Source organism: Bacillus methanolicus (genome assembly GCF_028888695.1).
Classification (GTDB): domain Bacteria; phylum Bacillota; class Bacilli; order Bacillales; family Cytobacillaceae; genus Bacillus_Z; species Bacillus_Z methanolicus_B.
This window is the reverse complement of the sequence record NZ_PNFF01000001.1, coordinates 379,661-402,297: the sequence shown is the minus strand read 5'-3', so window position 1 is coordinate 402,297 and position 22,637 is coordinate 379,661. Positions and strand designations below refer to the sequence as shown.

The 22,637-nt window shown below is 39.6% G+C and carries 23 protein-coding genes; 9 read left to right on the top strand and 14 right to left on the bottom strand.

Annotated features, from left to right (window positions below; all coding sequences use genetic code 11):
- Positions 1-80: 80 nt before the first annotated feature.
- Both C0966_RS02080 and C0966_RS02075 read right to left on the bottom strand, forming a co-directional pair.
- Complete coding sequence (locus C0966_RS02080) at positions 81-1,214, bottom strand: zinc-dependent alcohol dehydrogenase (RefSeq protein ID WP_274853506.1); 1,134 nt, start codon at positions 1,212-1,214, stop codon at positions 81-83.
- Positions 1,215-1,295: 81 nt separating this feature from the next.
- The gene (locus C0966_RS02075; RefSeq protein ID WP_274853505.1) at positions 1,296-2,165 is read right to left on the bottom strand and encodes an MBL fold metallo-hydrolase; all 870 of its coding nucleotides are present in this window, start codon (positions 2,163-2,165) and stop codon (positions 1,296-1,298) included.
- A gap of 294 nt (positions 2,166-2,459) precedes the next feature.
- Between C0966_RS02075 and C0966_RS02070 the strand changes: the two genes are divergently transcribed.
- The 6 genes from C0966_RS02070 to C0966_RS02045 are packed head-to-tail and all read left to right on the top strand — an operon-like array spanning position 2,460 to position 4,415.
- The gene (locus C0966_RS02070) at positions 2,460-2,681 is read left to right on the top strand and encodes a spore germination protein (protein WP_274853504.1); all 222 of its coding nucleotides are present in this window, start codon (positions 2,460-2,462) and stop codon (positions 2,679-2,681) included.
- A 17-nt stretch (positions 2,682-2,698) separates the two neighbouring features.
- Positions 2,699-2,917: a spore germination protein GerPB gene (locus tag C0966_RS02065; RefSeq protein ID WP_274853503.1), complete on the top strand. Its 219-nt coding sequence runs from the start codon at positions 2,699-2,701 to the stop codon at positions 2,915-2,917.
- A 45-nt stretch (positions 2,918-2,962) separates the two neighbouring features.
- Positions 2,963-3,571, top strand: coding sequence for a spore germination protein GerPC (gene gerPC / locus C0966_RS02060; protein ID WP_274853502.1), 609 nt, complete (start codon positions 2,963-2,965; stop codon positions 3,569-3,571).
- A complete protein-coding gene (locus tag C0966_RS02055; RefSeq protein ID WP_274853501.1) occupies positions 3,568-3,750 on the top strand; it encodes a spore gernimation protein GerPD in 183 nt (60 codons plus the stop codon). Before gerPC ends, C0966_RS02055 begins: the two co-directional genes overlap by 4 nt.
- Positions 3,740-4,159: a spore germination protein GerPE gene (locus C0966_RS02050; RefSeq protein ID WP_342456709.1), complete on the top strand. Its 420-nt coding sequence runs from the start codon at positions 3,740-3,742 to the stop codon at positions 4,157-4,159. Before C0966_RS02055 ends, C0966_RS02050 begins: the two co-directional genes overlap by 11 nt.
- 34 nt (positions 4,160-4,193) lie before the next feature.
- On the top strand, positions 4,194-4,415 hold the full coding sequence (locus C0966_RS02045; protein ID WP_274853499.1) for a spore germination protein: 222 nt from the start codon (positions 4,194-4,196) through the stop codon (positions 4,413-4,415).
- A gap of 201 nt (positions 4,416-4,616) precedes the next feature.
- Here the strand turns inward: C0966_RS02045 and addA are convergent, their stop codons facing one another.
- From addA to C0966_RS02020, 5 genes are all read right to left on the bottom strand, one after another.
- The gene (gene addA / locus C0966_RS02040) at positions 4,617-8,381 is read right to left on the bottom strand and encodes a helicase-exonuclease AddAB subunit AddA (RefSeq protein WP_274855695.1); all 3,765 of its coding nucleotides are present in this window, start codon (positions 8,379-8,381) and stop codon (positions 4,617-4,619) included.
- Positions 8,362-11,874: a helicase-exonuclease AddAB subunit AddB gene (gene addB / locus C0966_RS02035; protein WP_274853498.1), complete on the bottom strand. Its 3,513-nt coding sequence runs from the start codon at positions 11,872-11,874 to the stop codon at positions 8,362-8,364. Before addB ends, addA begins: the two co-directional genes overlap by 20 nt.
- Positions 11,875-12,159: 285 nt before the next feature.
- Positions 12,160-12,714 carry a signal peptidase I gene (gene lepB / locus C0966_RS02030; protein WP_274855694.1) on the bottom strand — a complete coding sequence of 185 codons (555 nt, stop codon included), beginning with the start codon at positions 12,712-12,714 and terminating at the stop codon, positions 12,160-12,162.
- A 38-nt stretch (positions 12,715-12,752) separates the two neighbouring features.
- The gene (locus C0966_RS02025) at positions 12,753-13,364 is read right to left on the bottom strand and encodes a TVP38/TMEM64 family protein (protein ID WP_274853497.1); all 612 of its coding nucleotides are present in this window, start codon (positions 13,362-13,364) and stop codon (positions 12,753-12,755) included.
- A gap of 111 nt (positions 13,365-13,475) precedes the next feature.
- The gene (locus tag C0966_RS02020; RefSeq protein WP_274853496.1) at positions 13,476-14,411 is read right to left on the bottom strand and encodes an LCP family protein; all 936 of its coding nucleotides are present in this window, start codon (positions 14,409-14,411) and stop codon (positions 13,476-13,478) included.
- A gap of 335 nt (positions 14,412-14,746) precedes the next feature.
- On the opposite strand from C0966_RS02020, the gene C0966_RS02015 reads away from it, so the two are divergent.
- The gene (locus tag C0966_RS02015; protein ID WP_274853495.1) at positions 14,747-15,178 is read left to right on the top strand and encodes a hypothetical protein; all 432 of its coding nucleotides are present in this window, start codon (positions 14,747-14,749) and stop codon (positions 15,176-15,178) included.
- A gap of 31 nt (positions 15,179-15,209) precedes the next feature.
- Here C0966_RS02015 and C0966_RS02010 read toward each other — a convergent pair whose 3' ends face one another.
- Positions 15,210-15,788 carry a competence protein ComK gene (locus C0966_RS02010; protein WP_274853494.1) on the bottom strand — a complete coding sequence of 193 codons (579 nt, stop codon included), beginning with the start codon at positions 15,786-15,788 and terminating at the stop codon, positions 15,210-15,212.
- Between the two features lie 197 nt (positions 15,789-15,985).
- On the opposite strand from C0966_RS02010, the gene C0966_RS02005 reads away from it, so the two are divergent.
- Positions 15,986-16,222 (top strand): IDEAL domain-containing protein, encoded by a 237-nt coding sequence (locus tag C0966_RS02005; protein ID WP_274853493.1) that lies wholly within the window; start codon positions 15,986-15,988, stop codon positions 16,220-16,222.
- 274 nt (positions 16,223-16,496) lie between these two features.
- Here the strand turns inward: C0966_RS02005 and C0966_RS02000 are convergent, their stop codons facing one another.
- The 3 genes from C0966_RS02000 to C0966_RS01990 all read right to left on the bottom strand — a co-directional run bounded on the left by C0966_RS02000 (position 16,497) and on the right by C0966_RS01990 (position 18,941).
- On the bottom strand, positions 16,497-17,786 hold the full coding sequence (locus tag C0966_RS02000) for a M48 family metallopeptidase (protein ID WP_274853492.1): 1,290 nt from the start codon (positions 17,784-17,786) through the stop codon (positions 16,497-16,499).
- A gap of 128 nt (positions 17,787-17,914) precedes the next feature.
- On the bottom strand, positions 17,915-18,199 hold the full coding sequence (locus tag C0966_RS01995; RefSeq protein WP_425535931.1) for an AzlD domain-containing protein: 285 nt from the start codon (positions 18,197-18,199) through the stop codon (positions 17,915-17,917).
- A gap of 10 nt (positions 18,200-18,209) precedes the next feature.
- A complete protein-coding gene (locus tag C0966_RS01990; protein ID WP_274853490.1) occupies positions 18,210-18,941 on the bottom strand; it encodes an AzlC family ABC transporter permease in 732 nt (243 codons plus the stop codon).
- Between the two features lie 135 nt (positions 18,942-19,076).
- On the opposite strand from C0966_RS01990, the gene C0966_RS01985 reads away from it, so the two are divergent.
- Positions 19,077-19,628, top strand: a complete 552-nt coding sequence (locus C0966_RS01985) for a helix-turn-helix domain-containing protein (RefSeq protein WP_274853489.1) — start codon at positions 19,077-19,079, stop codon at positions 19,626-19,628.
- 102 nt (positions 19,629-19,730) lie between these two features.
- On the opposite strand, the gene C0966_RS01980 is transcribed toward C0966_RS01985, so the two are convergent.
- Genes C0966_RS01980 through C0966_RS01970 form a run of 3 tightly spaced genes read right to left on the bottom strand, consistent with a single transcriptional unit; the run spans position 19,731 to position 22,548 of the window.
- Entirely contained in the window at positions 19,731-20,525 is a 795-nt protein-coding gene (locus C0966_RS01980; RefSeq protein WP_274853488.1) for an ABC transporter ATP-binding protein, read from the bottom strand.
- Positions 20,500-21,510: an ABC transporter permease gene (locus tag C0966_RS01975; RefSeq protein WP_274853487.1), complete on the bottom strand. Its 1,011-nt coding sequence runs from the start codon at positions 21,508-21,510 to the stop codon at positions 20,500-20,502. Before C0966_RS01975 ends, C0966_RS01980 begins: the two co-directional genes overlap by 26 nt.
- A gap of 36 nt (positions 21,511-21,546) precedes the next feature.
- Positions 21,547-22,548, bottom strand: coding sequence for an ABC transporter substrate-binding protein (locus C0966_RS01970; RefSeq protein ID WP_274853486.1), 1,002 nt, complete (start codon positions 22,546-22,548; stop codon positions 21,547-21,549).
- Between the last annotated feature and the right edge of the window lie 89 nt (positions 22,549-22,637).

Here is a 22,637-nt window from a genome sequence, read left to right as displayed (position 1 = left end):
CAGTTCATAATAAGTTAAATCTTCGGAAATAAGCCAAGTGCCTTACCCTAAGTTGAATAAGATGATAGTTCAATTATCCATTAAGGCTTTAATACAACCTTGATGCAATTATCTTGATGGTCATTGAAGATGTTATAGCCATGGCTTGCATCATCAAGAGGGATTTTGTGTGTAATAATTTCTTTTGGATCAAACTCTTTATTCATAATTTTTTCAAATAGCTTCGGCATAATTGGGATGACCGGTGCCTGTCCCATTTTAATGGTAATATTTCTTATCCATAAAGCGCCTAATTCAAAGTTATTGTAGTTGCCGCCATATACTCCGGTAATTTGAATTGTTCCGTTTTTCCTTACTGCTTTTGCAGCAATCTTTAAAGGACTAAGGGTTCCGCCTTGCAACTTTAATTTTTGCCCTACGAACTCAAGAGGTGTTTTTTTCCCGTCCATACCGACTGCATCAATTATCTTGTCTGCGCCTCCTTGAGTAATTTCCTTCAAGTACTCGCCCATGTCATCATTTTTTGTAAAATTAAACACCTCAACATCGTTCATTCGTTTTGCATGGTCTAACCGGTAATCCAAGTAATCGACAGCTATTACCCTTTTTGCGCCTTTCATCCAGGCAAACTTTTGCGTCATCAATCCAATTGGTCCACAGCCAAGAACGATAACGGTATCGCCTTTTTTTACATCGGCATTTTCTACACTCCACCAAGCAGTAGGCAAAACGTCGGATAAAAAGAGAAGGGATTCATCTTCCAGCTCACACGATTCCGGGATGACAAAAGGGGTGTAATTTCCAAAAGGCACTTTTAAGTATTCAGCCTGGCCGCCCGGATGGTTTCCGTACTTTTCTCCAAAACCAAAATACCCTCCTGAATCATAATGATCATTTGCATTATCACATTGGCTTGTCATATCATGTTCGCAATAAAAGCAATGGCCGCAGGCAACATTAAAAGGGACAACAACACGGTCCCCCTTTTTCACTTTTGTCACTTCAGGGCCGACTTCTTCCACAATCCCCATTGGTTCGTGGCCAATAATATAGCCTTCAGGCAACGGACTGTTTCCTTGATAGAGGTGAAGGTCTGACCCACATATGGCAGTCGATGTGATCCTCACGATGATATCATCTTTCTTTTCTAATTTTGCATCTTCTACTTCCTTTACCGCTACATTATTTGGTCCTTGATATGTTACAGCTTTCATTATTTACACTCCAATCAAGAATAAATTGGGTTTTGCATTCGTTTTAAGCGCCTTACTCTAGTTTTTCAAGTTAATCGAAAATCAATGCTTGCGATTAACATAGCGTCCATAATCAGGAATAGCTATGCGGTCAAAGTCTCTCACCATTTTTTCCAGACCTTCTGATAGTTCGTCACCGGACATAGGCATTCCGTGCCCTGTAATTGCAACTGCCGGTTTTAAGGCTTCAAGTTTTTTGACGGATTCCTTCGCTGCGTTCCAATCGGTTGTTAAGTATCTCGGCGGACCGCTGATTTCCTGCTTTTGTGTCACTACCTTATAAAGCGACTCTTGTTTCACCGTAACAAATGCGTCACCGGCAATAAGGGAACGGTCTTCATCTCTGAACAAGGAAATATGTCCGGGTGAATGGCCCGGTGTATGAATCCATCGCCATCCATGCATATTTGGGATACTTCCGTTTGAAGGAATTGCCTCAACACAGTTCCCAAGATTAATCGGTTCATTCGGGAACAACGGCGACATTTTTGCAACCAATCCTCCTTCAACCGATCCATCAGGTTCAGGATAGCTCAATTTTCCGGTCAAATAAGGAATTTCCGCCTCATGGGCGTATACTGGAACATCCCATTTTTCGACTAAATCGACCAATGATCCGACATGATCAAAATGACCGTGTGTAAGGACAATCGCTTTTGGTCTACTGTTTTCACCAAACCGTTCTTTTACAGCCTCGAGAATACGGTTTGCCGATTCAGGCATACCTGCATCAATTAAAACCCAATTATTTGGATTTTCAGGACTGCCGACAAAGCACACATTCACAATCTGGTTCGTATAACAGTAAAGATCATGCATCACAGCCTGTCCGAGACCGCTTGCAAATGATGTCATTGGTATGTATTTGTGCTCCATCGTGTCCTTAATGCCATCATGCATGTTATTTTCCATGAATGTTCACTACTTCCTCCCGATTTATTTTTTACTCTGTTATTATGTTTATTTATCCATTCATTTATAATCATTTGGGAGGCTTGGTATTAATAATGAAGCGGTTTCAATTTTCAAAATGCTGGGTTTCCCGTACGACTTCCAGTTTTCATTGCGTTATGTTTTTCAAACTGTAAACATCATTTTTTCAATAATTAATAACAAGCTTGCTGTAATAGAAATCATGGGCATTTTAATCACATTCAATTATCTGTCACATACGATATAAGAGAAATGATGAAAAGGGTGGAGTCCATGCCAGCGATTGTCGGGGTTGTGCAAGTAGTTTCGGTTGGGAGCAGTTCTATTTTTAACATTGGAGATGTTTATAAAATGATGCCAATATCATCAGCAAAGACCTTTGCAGGGGCTGGTTCTTTTAATACTGGAGACGGTTTATACGTATACAATCAACAAAGTTCCACAAACACATATGATACCGACCTTGTTGATCAAGGAAATTTTTTTAACGCTTAAAATAACGGGTGATTGATATGAATTTTTATATACAGCAATCGATCCATATCAATTTGATAAAAATTGAGGGGATCAGCAATTCTTCTGTTTTGCAGATCGGTAGTGCAGGAATTATTAAGCCGGTTTCTCATTTATACAATACCGGGGGCTTTAACGGTCCAGCTCCGGAACCAATTCCGCCCGGTGCGGCACCAATCCTGGGAGCACCTGCAGTTCCTTTAGTATCGCCAATTTAAGTATAAGTATTTCTATTTGTCTTCAACGGAGTCGAGGTGATTTATTTGAATCAAGAGTTTTATCAATACATTCAAAAAATGCACCTGTATATTCAAGCGCAAGACAGGAAAATCCGCCAGCTGGAAAAAACAATTGAAGCAATTCATCATGAATTAACGGAACTTAAAGAGAGACCGGGAATCAGAGTGGATAAAATTGAATATAAATTTGACCAGTTAAAAGTAGAGTCTCTTGAAGGAACCTTAAATATTGGATTAAATCCTTCTGACCTTCAGAGAATCGAAGACTTTTCTGTCGATAATCAACAAGTGAACACTTCATTTTCTCCGCAAGATCATATGCACACAGTGATGGAACTCGAAAATAACTTGTATCATTACTTGGAAACAGAAATAGAACCTTTAATCAAGCAAACTCAGGAGAAATTAAATGTAAATATTGATGGGTCATACATTGATTTTATTAAAGAAGATATTAAGAAACAGATTCCAAACCGAATCGAATTTTATTTAAGACAAATTTCACCAGAAGAAAGATCGAAAGAAGATTGGAAGGAAAAAATAATCACGCAGATGAAAAAAGAAATTGAGAATGGAGTGTTTGTCTTTTTAAGAAATTTGCCAGACAATTTGAAAGGAATGAAAAAAGAATGAATTTCCAAGTTCACAATCGGGAGATTTGCGTGGGCAGTATAAGAGTGATCGGTGTCTCCAGTTCCTCCTTATTAATGGTCGGAGATACTCAGACGATCCAATTGGCAGCTGCATTTGATACACCTCCTGAATCATTAATTATAGGTCCATTTGTACCGCTAACACCGGATGTATCCTAACATGTTTCAACGTACTTCATGTGTGGATCGAATTAACATCAATACGATTTCCTTTTCCTCTTTTTTGCAAATCGGAGATTCAAATATGATAAACGGGTTTTCCCGAGCTTTAGCTGTTCATAGGGAAACTGAAATTTATTATAGCAATGAAGGAAACTTTTCTGAATACACCGTTTTCTCCCGGCCCATTCCTATTACTCCAGTTAATGAACCATTTATCTATCAAACATGTAACCATCATCCCATTATCAAAGTCGGCAAAATCGACATTATCGGTATTTCTTCATCTTCTCTCCTCCATGTGGGAAACAGTAAGCATATTTCAATGGAGGCGAGAGTAAAGCATATCCGTCAGCTTTTGCCACGGGAAAACGAACAGAATCATAATCAAAAACATATGTTAAAATAAATCGCACAATAGAGTAAAGAAAAGGATGTTTTCCATGCCAGCTTTTATCGGTCCCGTTCAGATCCTTAATATTGGGGGATCAGGAATTGTCCAATTTGGCGACTCTCTCATTATCTCTCCAAAAAGCAATTCTAAATCGCATTCCGGTTCCGGAGCGAGTAATACCGGAGGAATTGTGATTACAATTAACGGAATAAGTATTACAAATGTTCTTGATACGAACTTAGTTGACCAGCCAACGGTAGGTAATAATTAAAAGTTGAGAAAACAAGGCTAATCCCCATTTTTTTGTATATTGGAATGAAAGCTCATAAATTTGATCGAAGGCTCATAAACGAAATTGAAGGCTGATATATTAGAATAAAGGCTGATAAATCAGAATGAAGGCTGATAAACGGAAATAAAAACTCATATATTCAAAAACGGCAAGAACGCACGTTTCTTGCCGTTTTTTATTTTATAAATGATTGTCTAGCTTTAATAAATGTCCTCCATCAAAAAAGAACAAATACCGCTCATGGACAGGCTTTCTTAATATTTGTTCAAGGGCACGGGCATAAAGGTTTATTTGAAGGCGATACCTCGATTCAAGAATCGGTTTTGCTTCTTCAAATCCCCCTTTGTAACGATCCTTAATGCTATCTGTTTTATAGTCAAGGAGAATAATACCATCCTCCTCTTCAAAGAAACAGTCAATCACACCTTGTACAATGACATTTTCATCTCCAACAGTCCAGTCTGGATACGTTTCTTTTGCCGGCAACGATAAACTGAAAGGAACCTCTCGCATAACTTTCTCTGCACGTATTAGTCTTTGACCTAGATCACTTTCAAAAAATTTCACAATGAGTCCGGAGTCAATTCCTTCTCTTTGCTCCTCGGTAAGGAGTTCTTTTTGTACCATGTCATCCACCTGATGACGAATAGATTCTTCCGTTAAAGGAAGCGACAGATCAATCTGCTGCATAACCATATGCATAGCCGTTCCTTTTTCTGAAGGTGATAATGTTTTTTCCTGCATAAATCTTGGCCGCTTTAAAAGAGGCTTTCTTATTTTCCAAAGCAGTTCCGTACTGCTCTCCTCACCGGAAAGATCAAACTGCCTCTTCAACTCGGAAACAGATTGCTTGGACCGGAGTACAGAAGCATGATGGAATTCATATTTCCATGAAAGCTGATCGTTTACCCTTTCAGCATGGTTAGAAGTAACTGGAACAGGTTTCCCTTCTGCCACTTTTTCCAGCAATTCTTGTCTTTCGTCTCTTTTATCTTCATTCAATGATCCGGCTTCTTCACTATAAATCATTTCCACGTGCCAGCATGATGGATGGTCTAATAGTTTTATATTTTCTTGATTGTCGCCGCCACGCAATACTTTACAATCCCTATGCCTAATAAGCGCAGGGGCGATCCAATCCAAATAACTGCTTGCATTTGCTCGGTCGTAATCATGTAACAGCCAGTTTTCGCCGGCAGCTGCCGAAAGCCATTTATCCAGCGATTTTTCAGCATTTTTTACCGAACCGATCAAATACAGTTTCTCTTTCGCACGAGTTAAAGCAACATATAGCACTCTCATTTCCTCTGCCAGCATTTCCATCTTCTTTTTCCGCTTAAATGAAAGCTGTGCAAGCGTTGGGTAAGATATCCGTTTCTCCGCATTGACATACCTTGCGGCAAATCCGAATTCCTTATCCAGCATAAATGTTTTTTTCAGATCCATTGTATTGAATTTGCGTGCTAAACCCGCAATAAAAACAACCGGGAACTCAAGGCCTTTACTGCTGTGAATGGTCATGATTCTGACAACATCCTCTTGTTCTCCAAGTGCGCGGGCTGCCCCCAAATCGTCGCCCCGTTCGATCATTCGTTCAACAAACCAGAGAAAGCGGAACAAGCCTCTAAATGATGTTGATTCATATTGCCGTGCCCTGTCATATAATGCTCGAAGGTTTGCCTGGCGCTGTTTTCCGCCCGGCATCCCGCCGACAAAATCATAAAATTTCGTTTCTCTGAATAAATCCCAGATCAATTCAGATAATGATCCTTGACGGGCTTTTGTTCTCCATTGTTGAAGCTGGTCTGCAAACGGTCTTACTTTTTCATAAAGGGCTTCCTGTTCAGCTGACGGCTTTGTCCGGCAAAAAGTCATCAGAGCTTCATAAAACGATCCCCACTTATTTGAAATGCGGATTTGCGACAATTCTTCTTCGTTTAATCCAACAATCGGGGAGCGTAAAACAGCTGCAAGCGGAATATCTTGATAAGGATTGTCAATAACCTTTAACAGAGACATCATAATCGACACTTCTGTTGCCTCAAAATATCCGGTTGATAAGTTTGCATATACCGGTATGCCCTGTTGTTTGAACTCTTCCATGATCTCCGGGGCCCAAGTCATGGAACGGAGAAGAATCACAATGTCTCTGTAAGTAATGGGCCGTGTGCTTTTTGTTTTTGTGTTATACACTTCGGTCCGGTTTTCAATTAGCTCTTTAATTTTTTTTGCCATTACCCTTGCTTCCAGCTGTGACTGCTGCAATTCCTCTCGGCTAAAATCTCCAGTATTTTCCACTTCAGTCAAATCTTCTGCATCGCTTTCATTTTCATCTCCGGCCTGGTCGATCAAGATGACGGAAACAGGGTTCGGGGTTTCTTCCGGATACGGGGCACCTTTTTTTAACTCTGCAGCTTCATCGTATTCGATTTCTCCCACCTTTACCCCCATAAGCTGCTTAAACAGAAAATTCGTTCCGTCGAGCACTTCTTTCCGGCTTCGGAAATTCCGGGCTAAATCAATTCGCAAGCCCGTATCCGCACCAGTCGGTGTAAAACGGTTGTACTTGCTTAAAAATAAATTTGGCTCTGCCAGTCGGAACCGGTAGATCGATTGCTTAACGTCCCCTACCATAAAAAGATTTCCTGTCTCTTCTTTTTCATTTGTGACAAGCTGCAAAATGGCTTCCTGCACCATGTTTGTATCTTGGTACTCATCGACGAGAACCTCTTTGAAATGGCGCCGGTAAGAAAGCGCTGCTTCGGAAGGAATTCTTCTGCCGTCCTCATCGATGCTTCCGGTAAGAATATCGAGACAGTAATGTTCTAAATCAGCAAAATCAACTAATCCCTTTTCTTTTTTCACTTGTTCAAATCGGTCCGAAAAAGATTTCACAAGAGAAATAAGCGTTTCGATATGTCCTTTCATTTCACGCATATCTTTTAAAAACGATTCAGGTCTTCTTGAGAAAAGTTCGGACTGCAAGTCTTGCAAAACTTTTTTCGCCCGGTCTCTTAATTTTTGAGCTTTTTCTGCCAAGCCCTTATCATATTCGTCTCCTTTGACTGTTTTCGCACGTGAAAAAGTCAATGTTTGCATTGCGTTGTACAAAGTTGACCAAGAATCGTTTTTTGCGCTGATAAGAGTATCAACTAGATGCAAGTCATCATTAAAATTTTCTGCTTTGGGCGCCGGTCCGCCGGGAAGCTTCGTCAGCTCCAGCCCTTCAAGAAGCATTTGTTTTGCCCCTTCAAGCTGCAGCTCGATGTCATATAAGAGAGCATCCATAAACGGAAGATCTTCCAGTTTCCCATTCTCATCAACATCATACATCTCGATAATCGACTGCAAATAACGGTCAGGAGAAGGATTGGAACGGGCAAAATCGTAAAGTTCTCTTATGATATCTTGCAGGGCGTCATCGCTCCGGTCATTCGTAAATGTATCTACAAGTGAAAAGAATGCTTCATTATCACTTTTTCCATATTCTTCTTCAAATAATTCATCTAAAACTTCGTCACGCAGAAGCTGGGCTTCCGTCTCATCTGCTATCCGAAACCCCGGATCAATATCAATTAAATAGTAGTATTTTCTAATCACCTCCAAGCAAAATGAATGGAGAGTAGAAATCGATGCTTTATTCAAAAGACTCAATTGTTTTCTCAAATGCGCAGACGTTGGGTTTGAATTAATCTCCTTTTCTAATGCTTCACCAATTCGATGTCTCATTTCAGCAGCTGAAGCATTCGTAAAAGTAACAACAAGCAGCTGGTCAACATCAATCGGGTCATGCAAGGAAGTAATTTTTCGAATGATCCTCTCAACGAGGACAGCCGTTTTTCCCGAACCGGCTGCCGCCGCAACAAGAATGTCCCGGTCTTTTGCCATGATTGCTTTCCATTGGTCATCGGTCCATGTCACATTTTCAGGCTTTGGCGGAATCATCACCGAATTTGTCAAGATCATCTACCTCCTTTCGGATTAATCCCAAAACGTCATCTCTTTTGTACGGCGTTAAAATACGAAACTCATTGCTTTCCAGTGATTGATCGAACTGGCATACCGCTTTGTACGGACAAAACGTGCAAGGAATTTTGTTCTTCATTTTATAAGGGGAAAGGTCGACAACTCCTTCTGAAATGGCATTTCCTGTTTTCTCATACAATTTTCTGACATAACGCCTTAAAGCTTCAAATTCTTCTCTCGTCGCCACTTTCGAAGACTTTTTCAACGTTCCATCCTTTTTCATTCCGGCGGAGACAATTTGCGAGTCGCCGGATTCTAGTGTTTTGTCCATTAATTGAATTACATTTTGCTCCCCGAGAAGAAGCCCTTTCATTCGGAAGCTTTTCATAATCTCTTTTTCAATTTCATCAAGCGTCAACACTTTTGAAGAATGGATGATCGGATTATGAACATGGAAATAAAGGACTCCCGCAGGGTCTGCTTTCGTGCCGATTAAATTGTCCGAATGGGTAATGATAATATCTAAATACGTCAGCATTTGCAGCGCCAGACCGTAGTAAACTTCCCCGATGTTTAAATCTTTTTCGCTCGACTTGTAATCGATCACCCTTAAAAATACGCCGCTTGTGTCCTCTGCTTTATCAACACGGTCGATCCGGCCGACCAATTCCATTTTTGTTCCATTTTTCAAAGAAAAAGAAAGGGGCGGCAGTTTTTCCTTCGGACCAAAAGCCACTTCCAAGCCGATCGGGTAAAAACCGCTTGCCTTGGCATGTTCGCTTAATACATATGAAGCTCTGCTGATAATTTTTTCCAGTTTCCTCTTAATATATTGATGGCGATTCGTACTTAACAGTATTTCATTTTGCAATTTAGGAGCCAGTTTTTCAACTGCTTCTTTTGCAAGATTTTCGCATTCTTCCTTCGTCATGTTTGCCCAAGACAAATTCTTTTGCGCCACTGTTTCTGCGATATATTTTAATGCACCATGGAATAATTCACCGATATCAGGAGCATCAAGCCGGAATACTTGACGGTCCGAGAGTTTCAGTCCATGTCGGGCAAAGTGGGAAAACGGACAGCTGTGAAAGAGCTCCATCCTTGAGACGCTAGCTTGAATATGGTCTCCGTACAATTGTTTGCTTACCTGCTCCGATAGCTTTTTCGTCCGGTTTTCATAGAATAAACCAGACAGAGCTTTAACTGCCATCGGCCTTAATCTATCATTATTCATATAATAGTTATAAACATCCCACCATAAGTCATAAACCGGATAGTTTCGTTTTTTCAGCTGAAGCTGTCCGGTCAAATAGGACAGGGCAGTCGTTTCATTTGAAATAAAATCAAGCTGCTCTTCTTCCGATAACTCTGATGGATCGGCAACAAAGAAATGCATGCGGGCATTTGGAAACAAATCCGTTAATCTTTTAATATATGAAGAAGGCATCAATGCTTTTCCTTCTTCATTGGCCAAAGGGTAGCTTACATAAAGGTGCTCGGAAGGAGTGGCAAATGCTTTATAGGCGAGAAAGTTTTCGTCCAAAAGGCGCGTACGGCTTCCAGGTGCGATTTTCAAACCTCTTGAAAGCAAAAACTCACGGTCTTCGTCAGCCAATATCCCTTCCTCACCTATTTTTGCAGGAAAAATCCCTTCATTTAAACCGATGACAAAAGCCGCTTTAATGTCTGACAGTCTTGATCTCTCCAAATCTGCAACTATTACTTGGTCGATGGCAGGAGGAACAAGTGAAAAACGCAATGACTCCATCCCTGCATCAAGAATGGCTGCAAACTGCTTAAGTGAAATTTTTTCCTCTCCAAGCATTTCAACAAACTGATCCAAAAGCTCCATCACGGCGTTCCAGGCCTGATCATGCTCCCGCGCCTTTACAAGCTCGCCCTTTGCTTCTGCAGCAAGCTTCCATTGTTCGAGTTTTGTTGGAATATCTAATTCTTCTAAAAACAAATAGACAGCCTCGCATAAATCTCTTCCCGTATTCGCTTTTTTAAGACGGCGAGCCAGCCGGAGAAGAGGGGCCGTGATCATCGCCCGAAGCTCATTCAGCTCCTGTTCGATGTTCTGTTCTGCATCGGTCTTTGCAACGGATTCAAATTCAAGCCCTCTTATTCTTCGGTAGATCCAGCGGTCTTTTTTCGTCCATTTGTCTCCCTGGATTCCGTATGCGAGAACATAATTTTCAAGCCTGTCCATTTGCTGGCGCAATGTAAGGACATTGGATTTTACAGGAAACATCAGTTCAGTTTTTATGGCGCGAAAAACCGGTTCATAACGCCAATGACCGTTAATAATCTCTAAACTGGAGCGAATTAACTCGATAAGCGGATGGTTTAACATTGTTCGTTTTTGATCAATAAAATAAGGAATTTCATGGTCATGGAAAATGGTCTCTAAAATATCGTGGTAGTCGCTTCCATTCCTTACTAACAATGCGATATCCCGGAACCTATATCCTTTTTCCCTCACTAAATACTTAATCTTCCGGGCAACTCCTTCTATTTCCGCCCGCCTGTTAACTGCCTGGAAAATGGAAACCTCAGGGGTTTCCTCATAAGGTACGGCAGGCCTTGTATCAAATTCCGATTCTAAATGGCGCAATGAATCGTTTGTCCATCTCAGCTGCTCCGCAAGAAGAATTTCGTCTTCCAGTTCGATTCCGTTTGTTTTGATGATTTCGTAAATCGTCTGACACGTTTCACCGGACAATCTGAAAAGATGAAGCTCGTCGGGTGCGTTTTCTTTATACAATTGGTCGCTTGTTAAAGTAATGGTAACCCGCTTGCAGTGCTTCATTAATTGTTCAATAATCATATATTCTTGCGGGGTGTATGTGTAAAAACCGTCAATATATATTTCTGCTTCTTTTAAATACTCGGATGAAGCGATTTTTTCCGAAAGAAGTCTTAAATAGTCCTCGGAATCTACATATTTTCCAAACAGTTCATCCTCAAACCGGCTGTAAATTAATTCAAGATCGTGAAGCTTATCCTTCAGATCCTTTTGGTTTTGTTCCCCGTCTGTCCAAAATGCGGTCAGCTCAGTCGGGGTTACACAATAACGTTTAAATTCCGTCAACATTTGTTCCATTTGCTGGATAAATCCGGATTTATCAGCAGCCCTTTGAAAAATTTTCAGCTCATCCTTCTGATCTTCAATAATTTTTCGAATGAGCATGTTGATCCCAACACTGTTGAGATGATAGCGGCTGATCCCGCCTGTTTCCTGAAGAATTCTCCATGCTAAACGGGTAAAACTGAATACTTGGGCACGAATCATCCCGCCCAAATTAGGGGTGGTGACAATCCTGTATTCAGATAAAAATGTCATCTGCTCCGGAACGAGATAAATAATCGGGTTTCCATCCGGATCCTCTAGCAGCTTCTCCCGTATCTCCTTTAAACAATATTCTGTTTTGCCGCTACCTGATCTCCCTGTTATGAGTCTGACAGCCATTCCCTTTCCCCCTTTAAATGACGGACATATTTCTCTTTCAATATAATAGCACAGAAGGCGATCATTATTTTTGTATATGCTTTGGCCATTATTGGAAAAATCGCATGATATCGTAAACTTGGAAAAATTTATGTTCATTTTTGAAAAATAACGAGTTATTTTGCAAAAAACGAGAATAATTTTGCAAAACTATTATTTAATCTTGGAAAATCACCATACAATTTTGGAAAACACGGATTAAGCAAAAAAATACCACAGTTTTTTAAACTGCGGCAGAAACTCTCATTAAAAAGAAACATCAAATTCGTTTAACGGCCAATATCTTACATTCACTTTCCCGACGACCTGATCGATCGCAATAAATCCAAACTGGCGGCTGTCCCAGCTGCCAAGGCGATTATCTCCGAGAACAAAAAGCTTGCCCGGAGGAACCTTTTCTTCTCCTGTAAGTTCTTCCAAAGTAAAATCACCAGTTATTCTTCCGCCGGGTACCTGCTTCCGGTAAATGTCTAAATATGGTTCATCCATTTTTTTATCATTGATGTACAATTGATCATTGCGGTATTCAACCTTATCTCCAGGAAGGCCGATAATTCTTTTCACAAAATCTTCTTTCTTATTTGCATGGAATACGATAACATCAAACCGCTGCAACTCGCCGATCTGGTAACCGATTTTATTTACCACCAACTTATTGCCGTCTTTAAGAGTCGGCTTCATCGATTCACCTTCAACAATATAATTTGAAAAGAAAAAAGTACGAATAAAAGCAAATATTATCATTCCGATCGCAAAAGCTTTCAGCCATTCCAAACCTTCTTTTTTTATTTCTTCTTTCATTTCATCTCCTCCGTGCTTTTTCGTCCGTACGTTTTTCATTATGTTCTATCTTTTTCAACGCTCATATTCATTTTTAGTTCAATTCTTTTGCCCACGTACCAAAGAATAAAAATGACGATCATAACAATGGCTGTTCTTATCGGCTGTTGGACCAATGCGCGGATATCATACCCTATAAAACTAATCGTGAAAATCATCACCATTTTGCCCGTAATGACTGCCAGCAAATATTGTGCAATACTTACTTTTGATAACCCTGCCACGATGTTGACAATAGCTGAAGGCGTAAACGGAAAACAAAGCATCAGGAAAAGCGGACCAAACCCATGCCGTTCAACCCAGCTCATAAGCTTTTTTACATGGGAATGCTTTTTCAAAAAACGGAGCATCTTCTGCTGGCCATATTTACGCACGATCAAAAAAACTAGCAATGCTCCTCCAACTGCACCAATCCATGAAAATAAAAACCCAAACCATAGCCCGAATGCATTTGCATTAGCCATGACAAACACAAATAAGGGAAGAAACGGCAAGAAAGCCTCAAACATTGGGAGCAATATTCCCGGAAGCGGTCCGAAAGAGCGATATTCTTTTATTAATTCCAATATCTTTTCTAGCGTGAACCATTCTCGTATTAAATCAAAATCCATTCATAATCTCCTTGCTGAATATCGATCTGTTTATCCTGCAAATTTGGTAATTATCGTTACTTTTTTATTTTACACGTTCTTTTTTCAATTAAGAACTATGGCAATTCAGTTTTATTTGTTCAAGAATTCTTTTAATGCGGCTCTGTTTTTTTCAAGGTCTACTGCTAAAACAGATCCTGAACCGCTCACTTGTTGATTTTCAAAAGATCCGTCTACCGGGATACGGAGAGTTTCGATATCCCGATTCTCTTTTCCTAAAAAATCTTTACCCATGAACAGCATTGTCATCGTCTTCATGTTTGTATTAATGTAAGGTGTCACAACACCGACTAATTTCGGCAGTTTTGGAATCGTTTCAAGATTTGATAATTCCCTTGCTACGCTTTTTAATACCTTTTGCTGGCGTTTAACACGTCCAAAATCTCCCACCGCATCATGGCGGAATCTTACATAACCGAGCAAATGCTTGCCGTCTAGTTTTTGGACACCCGGTTCAAGTGTGACTCCAATATTCTCGGACATTCTTTTTTCAACATTTACTTCAATCCCTTCAGGGAAAGCTTCATCAATCAATTGAACAAAACCTTCAAAATCAACAATCGAATAATATTGCAGATCGATGCCAAAGTTTTCTTTAATCGTTTTCCTGAGCAGTTCAGGTCCCCCATAGGCAAAAGCTGCATTAATTTTATCTTTCCCATATCCCGGAATATCAACATACGTATCCCTCATAATGGATGTCACTTTATATTTGCCTTTTTCCTTATTGTAGTGGGCAATCATAATCGTATCAGCCCGTGCATGTTCTTCTCCACGGCTATCACTGCCGATCAACAATGTATTTGTCCAGCCGTTCTCATCTTTTTCCCCATTGAACTCATATTCCACTTTTTCAGTTTCAGCATTTTGCAATGATTGAGAGACACCGGCTTTATACAGGAAAAATGAATAGGTAAACACACCTGCTGACAATAATAGCAGGATAAGAAATAACTTTCTCCATCTGCGTTTCTTTTTCTTTTTATGTTGCCTTCTTTCATATCTCATCGTTAAAACCCTTCCATTTTTCTTGTAATTTCGACCTATTATATAAGACTTCTTTTTTGCTGTAAAAGTTTCCTCCAAACATACTGTTAAATATCGCCATTAAAAAGGAAAAACCGCAATCGTGCAGTTTTCATTCCATTTTAAATATTACACATATTGCTTGAACCAGTCTATAAATATAATTCAGCCTTTTGATTCGGACAATGGCTTTCTGCTTCCCGCTTCTGGAAAACAAAATTGACTGTAAAAATTTCCTCTTGTTTTTGAGCGTTTTTTTGAGTAACATATTAATACGAACATATGTTCTTTATTCGAGTGTAAGGAGCATGACGGTTATGACAAGAATTCCAGAGGAAGATCGAAATATGATGGAACAGGCTATTTATTTGCCGATGGTATTAACAGTTTTAAACCGAGATCTTGTGGTCGTCGAAAACAGCCCTTTTAAATTAAGAAAACCTTACCTTGAATTAATTGAAGAAACAATGAAGGTCATTCAAAAAGAACTGGCAGAGGTTAAGCGGTATATGAAGAAGAACAGAATGAAAGTTGAAGAGTTAAAGCGGGATGATGCTTTTACAATGTACATGTTTTTATATAAAGGGTATGAAGAGCATCACAGCTACTTTAACCCGCGGATACGAAACAAAGTGCAAGAGCTGATGGAGTATTATTTATTCAAGCGGCATTTTTTCAAAAACGAAAACAAACTGGAAGGATCTGATCGCGGACAGTCACCCACAAATGCCGGGCGCCTCAATCCGTAACATTTCAAAACGGCAAGGCGCCGGAAAAAAGCTAATTTTTGCGGTTTATGTACCTGCCATATTCGCCGCTTCTCTCAGACGACTCAAAATATCGCTGTCCATGAAAATAATACATCGCTTTTCTCTCAGTCTCCTCTATTCTTTGCATCGTTTTCGTTTTAAGGAGCGCTGTCCTTAATAGCTGGTTTTCAAATGAATTAAAAGAAACAGGAAGTGTATAAATGTTTTTATTGCTGAAAGTAACGTTTGTATGTTTCGAATCGGCTCTTTCATGAAAAACAACATGCTCATATGAAATCCACATGCACTCGGGGTTATTCGGTGAAGTCGTTGGAAAAAAATTAATGAAATTATGTGAGGAAATGGCTATCGGAACTTTATGAGTAATCCCTATCAGTCTCTTAGTCGCTTCTTTTCTGCCTTCGTAGCTTGCCCCAAAATAAATGCAGCTCTTTTTAATAATCTCGATCGGCTTAAAAGGGGATATATATTCTTCATCAATTTCAAGAATTCGCGAGTATACTTTACTGCCATATTCGATGGGCATAATCATCATCGTATATGGATTAATCTCATATTCTTCTATAAGCGGTTTCCTTTGTTTAATCATATTTTCATCTCCTTTTTATGTGTCTTTCCCATATCATACCATAAATTTTCCAATTTTCTCTCATATTTTATAAATATTTTTCTAAATTTTTAAAATTATTTAGCACCAAGAATACTTATTTAAAAATTTAAAAAATTTCGTTGATTAAATCTCAATTATTCCATATAATATTAAAAAGGCAGCAGAGGTGGTTTTTCATGAACGAAAAGTCCTACACAGAACTAATGAAACTCGGTGCGATGAACCGTAAAAAGGAGAAAGAAATGTTTGTTCAAGACCTGTACATTGAAATGCTCCTATCGGAAGTATTATTACAGGCAGAGAAAGAAAAGCTGTTAAAACTTATTGATGAGGCAATTGATAACAGAGACCGTCCTGCATTCCTCCAATTGTCTGAGCAATTAAAAGAATTAAACAAACGCTTCGGCACTTGATTCTCCAGGTGAATTAATATTAGTTCCCCCCTCCATTATCGAAGGGGGCTTGCTTTGCGTCTTTCTTCTCCCTCACTGAAAATTTCTTCTAACATTTCCACTGTCAGTTTATTTTTAAGGGTCTTCATTTCAAATCATTCTTTCCTTAAAAAAGCCGCCAAACATGCAGCTTACCCCATAATGAAAGGAAATTTTTCAAAAATACAAAAACTTTTAAACACGCAGCAACTCCAAAATTTTCTTTCTTTAATCTTTTATAAAAATGAAGGCCTTTTTACGGGCCTTCATCATTTGATTTGCTTCTTTGTTTAATTTCGTAATCTTCCATGGCCGAAATACGTTCAAGCATCGTAGGGTGCTCATATCGAAAGATTTTTACTAATAGCGGCGGGTTGACTTGGCTGAGCCCCGCCCGTGTTAACTCCTGAAAGGTGGAAATCGAAGCAGCGGGATCTTTTGTCATTTCGATGGCATATTGATCCGCCTGTTTTTCCTGATAGCGCGACACAATATTAGATAGAGGACTGGATGCAAACATCAATATCGATAAAATCATTAAAAATAGCGGCAAAGACGTGATGTCGTTAACATGGGGAATCTTTAAATCCTTTCCCCACCGACTTATTGCCCCGTTCATTGCTTTTGCAGTAATGTACAGACCCGCTAAAGAAAGAAGCAAATAGCCGGCGATTCCAATATACAAGTGCTTTTTCACATAGTGGGCCATTTCATGAGCCATTATAAATAATATTTGCTTTTCATTCAGCCGGTTTAATGTCGTATCCCAAAGAACAATCCTCGAATTGGAGCCAATTCCGGTTACATAAGCATTCAGAGCAGTCGTTTTTTTGGCCATATTGACTTCGAATACATGCTCTGAAGGGATATTTGCTTGATCTGCCATGGAAAGAATTTTCGCCTCGAGCTCTTTATTTTTTAACGGATAAAAATCATTGTAGAGCGGGTCAATCACGACAGGCCGAAGAAACATCATAAACAAAGTAAACGGAACGGATAAAAGCCACGCATAAAGCCACCATCTTTTTTGGCTTTTATTAATAAGCCAGTACAATACCGTTACAATGATCAGCATAATACCATAATTAATCCAAAAATCGATTAGTTCTTCCTTGATCCACGAACTGAAAGTCTGAACAGAAATATGATAGCTTTTCGACAAAGAATAGCTTATAAAATTTAGCGGGAAAGTAGCAATAAAAGCAAATAAAGATAGCCAGAACAAATAAATGGCCGTCTGGACAAATTTGATTTTCGCAGACTGTTCAGCCCAGCGCTTAAAAGCTTTCGACAGACCCAACACTAATATTAATGTGTAGATTAGCCATTCAAGAGGCGTAGAAAGGAAAAAAAGCAGATTCCTGACTTTCGAATATTCCTCCGTTAACATGAGTTCCCTTCCATTTAAAAAAGTTGCCGGGTCAGCCCTGGATCCCTCATATTCAAACGGCAGGCTCGTATCGGCAAAATAAAATAAATACCAATAAAAAAACATGCCATATACCGCATATGCCACAACGGCGTAAAAGCCGATTTTTCTTGCCAACTAAAATCCCCCCTTTTTGTCCAGCCCTTTCAATAATTAGTTTAGTTAAAAATTTGGCGATTAGAACTAAATATTATTCATGATATTAGGGATGACTCATAAGCAAGGGGATTTTCGAAAAGAACGTATTATATAAAGTACGAATAAACTGTTAGAACGGCAATTGATCCAAGAACAACGACAATAACATTTGCACCAAGGAATGCTGCAATACAGGCAGCTGCCGCACCGACCAAGCCGTACAACATGTCATCTTGAATAAATAAGATTCCCGGAAAAATAAGTGCCCCAAGAGTAGCATATGGAACATTTCTAAGAACCCCTTGGACAAATGATGGGAGCTCTTTTCCTTTAAATAAGACAAAGGGAAGCATTCGCGGGATATAAGTGACAATTCCCATTCCGATGATCATCCAAATGATATCAGTTTTCAATAAAATTCCTCCTCAATTTGCCTCTCCATGTATAAATTGCCTCGATTATGACAGCCGATAAAAGAGTAGCCAAAACAATCGCCCATCCCGTTGAAAGAAATTTTGTATATGCAAAAATACTGTTAAAGATTGCTGCAAGGACTGCTAAATAGACAACTTTGACACTCTTTTTCATTGAAGGTACAAGAAGGCCGATAAACATCGCATATAGAGCGACAGACATGCTCTCCTGCAAAGTTTGCGGAAGACTCGCTCCAATAACATGGCCAATTCCGGAATTAATAACCCAACTAGCATATGAGATTGAAAACAAACCGAATAAATAACCTGTCGTTACAGTTTCATCTTTTGTTGCCGCGACAGAAAATGTTTCATCTGTAATACCAAAGGAATAAATCACTTTATTTAGAATATGGTCGTCCTCACTCTTTTCATTCAACGAAGCCGCCATGAGAAAATGCCTAATATTCACAATAAAAGTTGTCAACACAATTTCAAAGATTCCCGTTCCCATTGATAAAAGACTTAGCGACATATATTGGGAGGCACCGGCATACACAAGCAGGCTCATCATGATTGTTTCACCTACTGTCAAACCGGTGGTTTTGGCAAGAAGTCCAAACGTCAAGGCAATCGGAAAGTATCCAATTGCAATGCTGATGCCCGCTTGAATCCCCTTCCTGAATTCAGATGATTGCTTGCTAAATGTTAATTCAGCCATTACCTCACCGCCTGAAAAAATTGTAAACTATACATAAAGAGGATAAAATTTTTAATAATTATAAATTATTTATACTTTTGTTATAGTTTATTATACATATGTGCGTTATAGTATACAATGCTTACGGAGGGAAAAATGGAAAATATTCAAAAAATAATTGCGGAAAATTTAAAAATGATACGTAAAACCCGGGGATTAAGCCTTGAAAGTGCAGCAGAAGCCACCGGTGTGAGCAAAGCAATGCTTGGCCAGATTGAGCGTGGCGAATCAAGCCCTACCGTTACAACCCTTTGGAAAATTGCCACGGGCCTTCAAGTTTCTTTTTCCACTCTTATTCGGGAAGAACCATCAGAAATCGTTCTTGTTTCAATGAAAGATGTTGATCCAGTTATTGAAAATAACGGTGAGTACCGTGTTTATTCAATTTTTCCTTTCGACCCGCGAAAAAAATTTGAGATTTATATTATCGAACTTGATCCCGGATGCCAGCATGTATCAGACCCGCATAATGAAGGAATTGAAGAAAATATTACCGTCATGTCCGGCTGCCTTGAAATGAAAATTAACAGCGAGTCATATCTCGTAAATGCGGGGAGCTCAATCCGTTTTACAGCCAACAGACAACATTCCTACACCAACCCGGGAGCAGAAATGGTACGATTTCAGTTAGTCATGTACTATCCGTAAAAAGCGCAATCGCCATGCTTTTTCATAAACAAGGTGGATACACCCTCTAGTAAAGAAAAAAACCTTGTCATTTGTTTATCTGACAAGGTTTTTTTCTTTTTATTAAATTAATACAGCTCTGTCGCTCGCCATTTTTTCACCGCGAATCCGCTGGAACTCTTGTAAAAGCTTTTCAACAGTCAAAGATTGTTTTTCCTCAGAATTTGCTTCGAAAATGATCTGGCCTTTATCCATCATGATCAAACGATTCCCGAGCTCAAGGGCTTGCTGCATATTGTGCGTCACCATAATCGTTGTCAAATTGTATTCCTTGACAATCTGTTTTGTCAGTTCTGTAATAAGTTCAGCACGCGCAGGGTCAAGAGCAGCTGTATGTTCATCAAGGAGAAGAATTTTAGGTTCAGTAAAGGTTGCCATTAACAATGACAGCGCCTGCCTTTCCCCGCCAGATAACAGTCCTGCTTTTGCCTGAAGCCTGTTTTCCAAACCGAGATGAAGGCTTTCAAGTTTTTCTTTAAAAAATTCCCTCCGTTTTTTTGAAACGCCTCTTCCAAGTCCGCGTGTCGCTGTTCTTGCATATGCGATGGCAAGATTTTCTTCAATTGTCATCGATGGTGCAGTGCCTGCCATTGGATCCTGGAAAACGCGGCCGATCCATTTGGCACGTTTGTGCTCTTTTTCAAATGTAATGATTTTCCCATCAATCCAAACTTCCCCTATATCAGGAACAAGCTTTCCTGAAATTACATTCATTAAAGTAGATTTGCCGGCCCCGTTGCTTCCGATTACCGTTACAAAATCACCGGGTGATAAATTCAAATTCACCATATTAAGGGCAATTTTTTCGTCCGGTGTTCCTTCATTAAAGACTTTATATATCTGTTTTAATTGCAGCAAGATCTTCACCACGCTTTTTTGTCACATATGATTCTTTTTGCTTTGCTTCAAGCTTCCTTCTTTTCTTACGCTGTTTATCTTTTTGCTGTTCCAATATTTTAGGAACAATTAATGCTGTTATCACGATTAAGGCGGTAATTAATTTCATATCGCCTGTTTCGAGAAATTTTACTCTTAATGCAAGGGTGACAATAATCCGGTAGAGGATTGCCCCTCCTATGACAGCCAGCGTGGCTCTTACTACATTTTTAGCACCGAACACCGCTTCACCGATAATGACAGAAGCAAGACCAATCACGATCATGCCGATCCCCATGCCAACATCGCTAAATCCGTTGTATTGAGCAATCAACGCACCGGAAAATGCAACAAGTGCATTGGATAGGCCGAGCCCGAGCACTTTTAAAAAGTCGGTATTTGCTGCAAAGCTGCGGATCATTGTTTCATTGTTCCCTGTTGCTCTAAGGGCAAGTCCAAGATCTGTTTTTAAGAACAGATCAATTAACAATTTTACGATGAAAGCAAGGATCAGCATGACGATTAGAATGCCCCACGTTTTAGGAACGAAACCGATTCCATTTAACGCATCATCAATACCAAGGCTCTTCCAGAAATCTGTAATAATTGTCATAACCGTGTCTTCCGCAAGAAGCGGAACGTTAGATTTCCCCATGATTCGAAGATTGATCGAATATAGGGCAATCATCATTAAGATACCCGAGAGCAAGGGGTTAATTTTCCCTTTTGTATGGAGAAGCCCTGTCACACAGCCGGCAAGAAAGCCGACCAGCAATGCAGCAGCCGTTGCGATAAAAGGATTGACGCCGTCGACAATTAAAACCGCCGCTACGGAAGCTCCGGTGACAAAGCTTCCATCAACCGTTAAATCCGGAAAATCCAATATTCTAAATGAGAGGTAAACCCCTAAAGCCATCAGTGCGTACATGGCACCTGCTTCTATTGAGCCGAAAATTGCGGTAGCCATATTATTCTCCCTTTCTAAGACTGCGTTTTCTACAGTCTATTCTGTAAACTCAGCGATGTTTTTCCATTCTTCTTTTATTTCAATGTTCATCTCTTTTGCTGCTTTTTTATTGATTAATAGTTTCAGCTTTTGCGGATATTGGACAGGCAGCTCGCTCGGTTTCTTCTCTCCATTCAATATTTTTGCCGCCATCTCGCCAGCTTCATAGCCGATATCAAAATAATCAAATCCGTAAGCGGCAAAACCGCCCCGTTTCACTGAATCAAGCTCACCTACAAATAGTGGAATATCATTTTCATTAGCTACTTTAATGACAGATTCTAATGCTGAAACAACCGTATTGTCGGTAATAATATAAATGGCATCTGCTTTTCCTACGAGTGATTCAGCCGCTTGTTTAACCTCTGAGGTAGTGGAAACGGTTGCTTCAACGGGTTTGAAATTCGTTTTCTTTAATGCATCTTTAACGATTTTAATTTGTGATACGGAGTTCTGTTCACCGGCATTATAAATAACCCCGACATTTTTTCCTTTGAAATTTTCAGTGATGAATTTGACCGTATTCGGAATGGCATCAGGATGTGTATCAGTGGTCCCGGTAATATTTTCTCCCGGTTCATCCATTGATTTTACAAGGCCTGCTCCGACCGGATCTGTAACTGAAGTAAATACAATCGGGATTTCTTTCGTTGCATTTAATGCACCTTGCGCACTCGGAGTAGAATTCGCAAAAATTAGATCAACGCCGTCACTGACAAAATTATTTGCAATCGTCTGGTTATTGTTTTGGTCTCCCTGGGCTATTTGAACATCGTATTCGACCTTTAGCCCTTTATCTTCCAATGCTTTCTTAAAACCTTCATATGCGGCGTCAAGAGAAGGATGTTCGACAATTTGGGTTACCCCGACCTTGAATACTTTATCCTTTTTCCCCGTTTCTTTGCCATCTTCACTTGTTTTGTCGCTTGTTCCGCAAGCGCTTAAAATAAAACTGCTAATCAGTGCAGCTGCAGCAATTGCTTTTAAACCTCTTTTCATTTATATCCCCCCTCAAATAATTGTCTTTTTGTCGCTTTTACGCTTTTCAGCTTTGTCACTTTTAAGCTTTTATGCACTAAATTATATAG

Coding starts and splice junctions, on each gene's coding strand:
- C0966_RS02075 (WP_274853505.1), bottom strand. CDS start 2,165: ATGGAAAATAACATGCATGATGGCATTAAGGACACGATGGAGCACAAA.
- C0966_RS02070 (WP_274853504.1), top strand. CDS start 2,460: ATGCCAGCGATTGTCGGGGTTGTGCAAGTAGTTTCGGTTGGGAGCAGT.
- C0966_RS01990 (WP_274853490.1), bottom strand. CDS start 18,941: ATGGCTGAATTAACATTTAGCAAGCAATCATCTGAATTCAGGAAGGGG.
- C0966_RS02010 (WP_274853494.1), bottom strand. CDS start 15,788: ATGATTAAACAAAGGAAACCGCTTATAGAAGAATATGAGATTAATCCA.
- C0966_RS01970 (WP_274853486.1), bottom strand. CDS start 22,548: ATGAAAAGAGGTTTAAAAGCAATTGCTGCAGCTGCACTGATTAGCAGT.
- addB (WP_274853498.1), bottom strand. CDS start 11,874: ATGGCTGTCAGACTCATAACAGGGAGATCAGGTAGCGGCAAAACAGAA.
- C0966_RS02045 (WP_274853499.1), top strand. CDS start 4,194: ATGCCAGCTTTTATCGGTCCCGTTCAGATCCTTAATATTGGGGGATCA.
- C0966_RS02015 (WP_274853495.1), top strand. CDS start 14,747: ATGACAAGAATTCCAGAGGAAGATCGAAATATGATGGAACAGGCTATT.
- C0966_RS02005 (WP_274853493.1), top strand. CDS start 15,986: ATGAACGAAAAGTCCTACACAGAACTAATGAAACTCGGTGCGATGAAC.
- C0966_RS02055 (WP_274853501.1), top strand. CDS start 3,568: ATGAATTTCCAAGTTCACAATCGGGAGATTTGCGTGGGCAGTATAAGA.
- C0966_RS01985 (WP_274853489.1), top strand. CDS start 19,077: ATGGAAAATATTCAAAAAATAATTGCGGAAAATTTAAAAATGATACGT.
- C0966_RS02025 (WP_274853497.1), bottom strand. CDS start 13,364: ATGGATTTTGATTTAATACGAGAATGGTTCACGCTAGAAAAGATATTG.
- lepB (WP_274855694.1), bottom strand. CDS start 12,714: ATGAAAGAAGAAATAAAAAAAGAAGGTTTGGAATGGCTGAAAGCTTTT.
- C0966_RS02020 (WP_274853496.1), bottom strand. CDS start 14,411: ATGAGATATGAAAGAAGGCAACATAAAAAGAAAAAGAAACGCAGATGG.
- C0966_RS02050 (WP_342456709.1), top strand. CDS start 3,740: ATGTATCCTAACATGTTTCAACGTACTTCATGTGTGGATCGAATTAAC.
- C0966_RS01995 (WP_425535931.1), bottom strand. CDS start 18,199: ATGATCATCGGAATGGGAATTGTCACTTATATCCCGCGAATGCTTCCC.
- C0966_RS01975 (WP_274853487.1), bottom strand. CDS start 21,510: ATGGCTACCGCAATTTTCGGCTCAATAGAAGCAGGTGCCATGTACGCA.
- addA (WP_274855695.1), bottom strand. CDS start 8,381: ATGATTCCGCCAAAGCCTGAAAATGTGACATGGACCGATGACCAATGG.
- C0966_RS02080 (WP_274853506.1), bottom strand. CDS start 1,214: ATGAAAGCTGTAACATATCAAGGACCAAATAATGTAGCGGTAAAGGAA.
- C0966_RS02065 (WP_274853503.1), top strand. CDS start 2,699: ATGAATTTTTATATACAGCAATCGATCCATATCAATTTGATAAAAATT.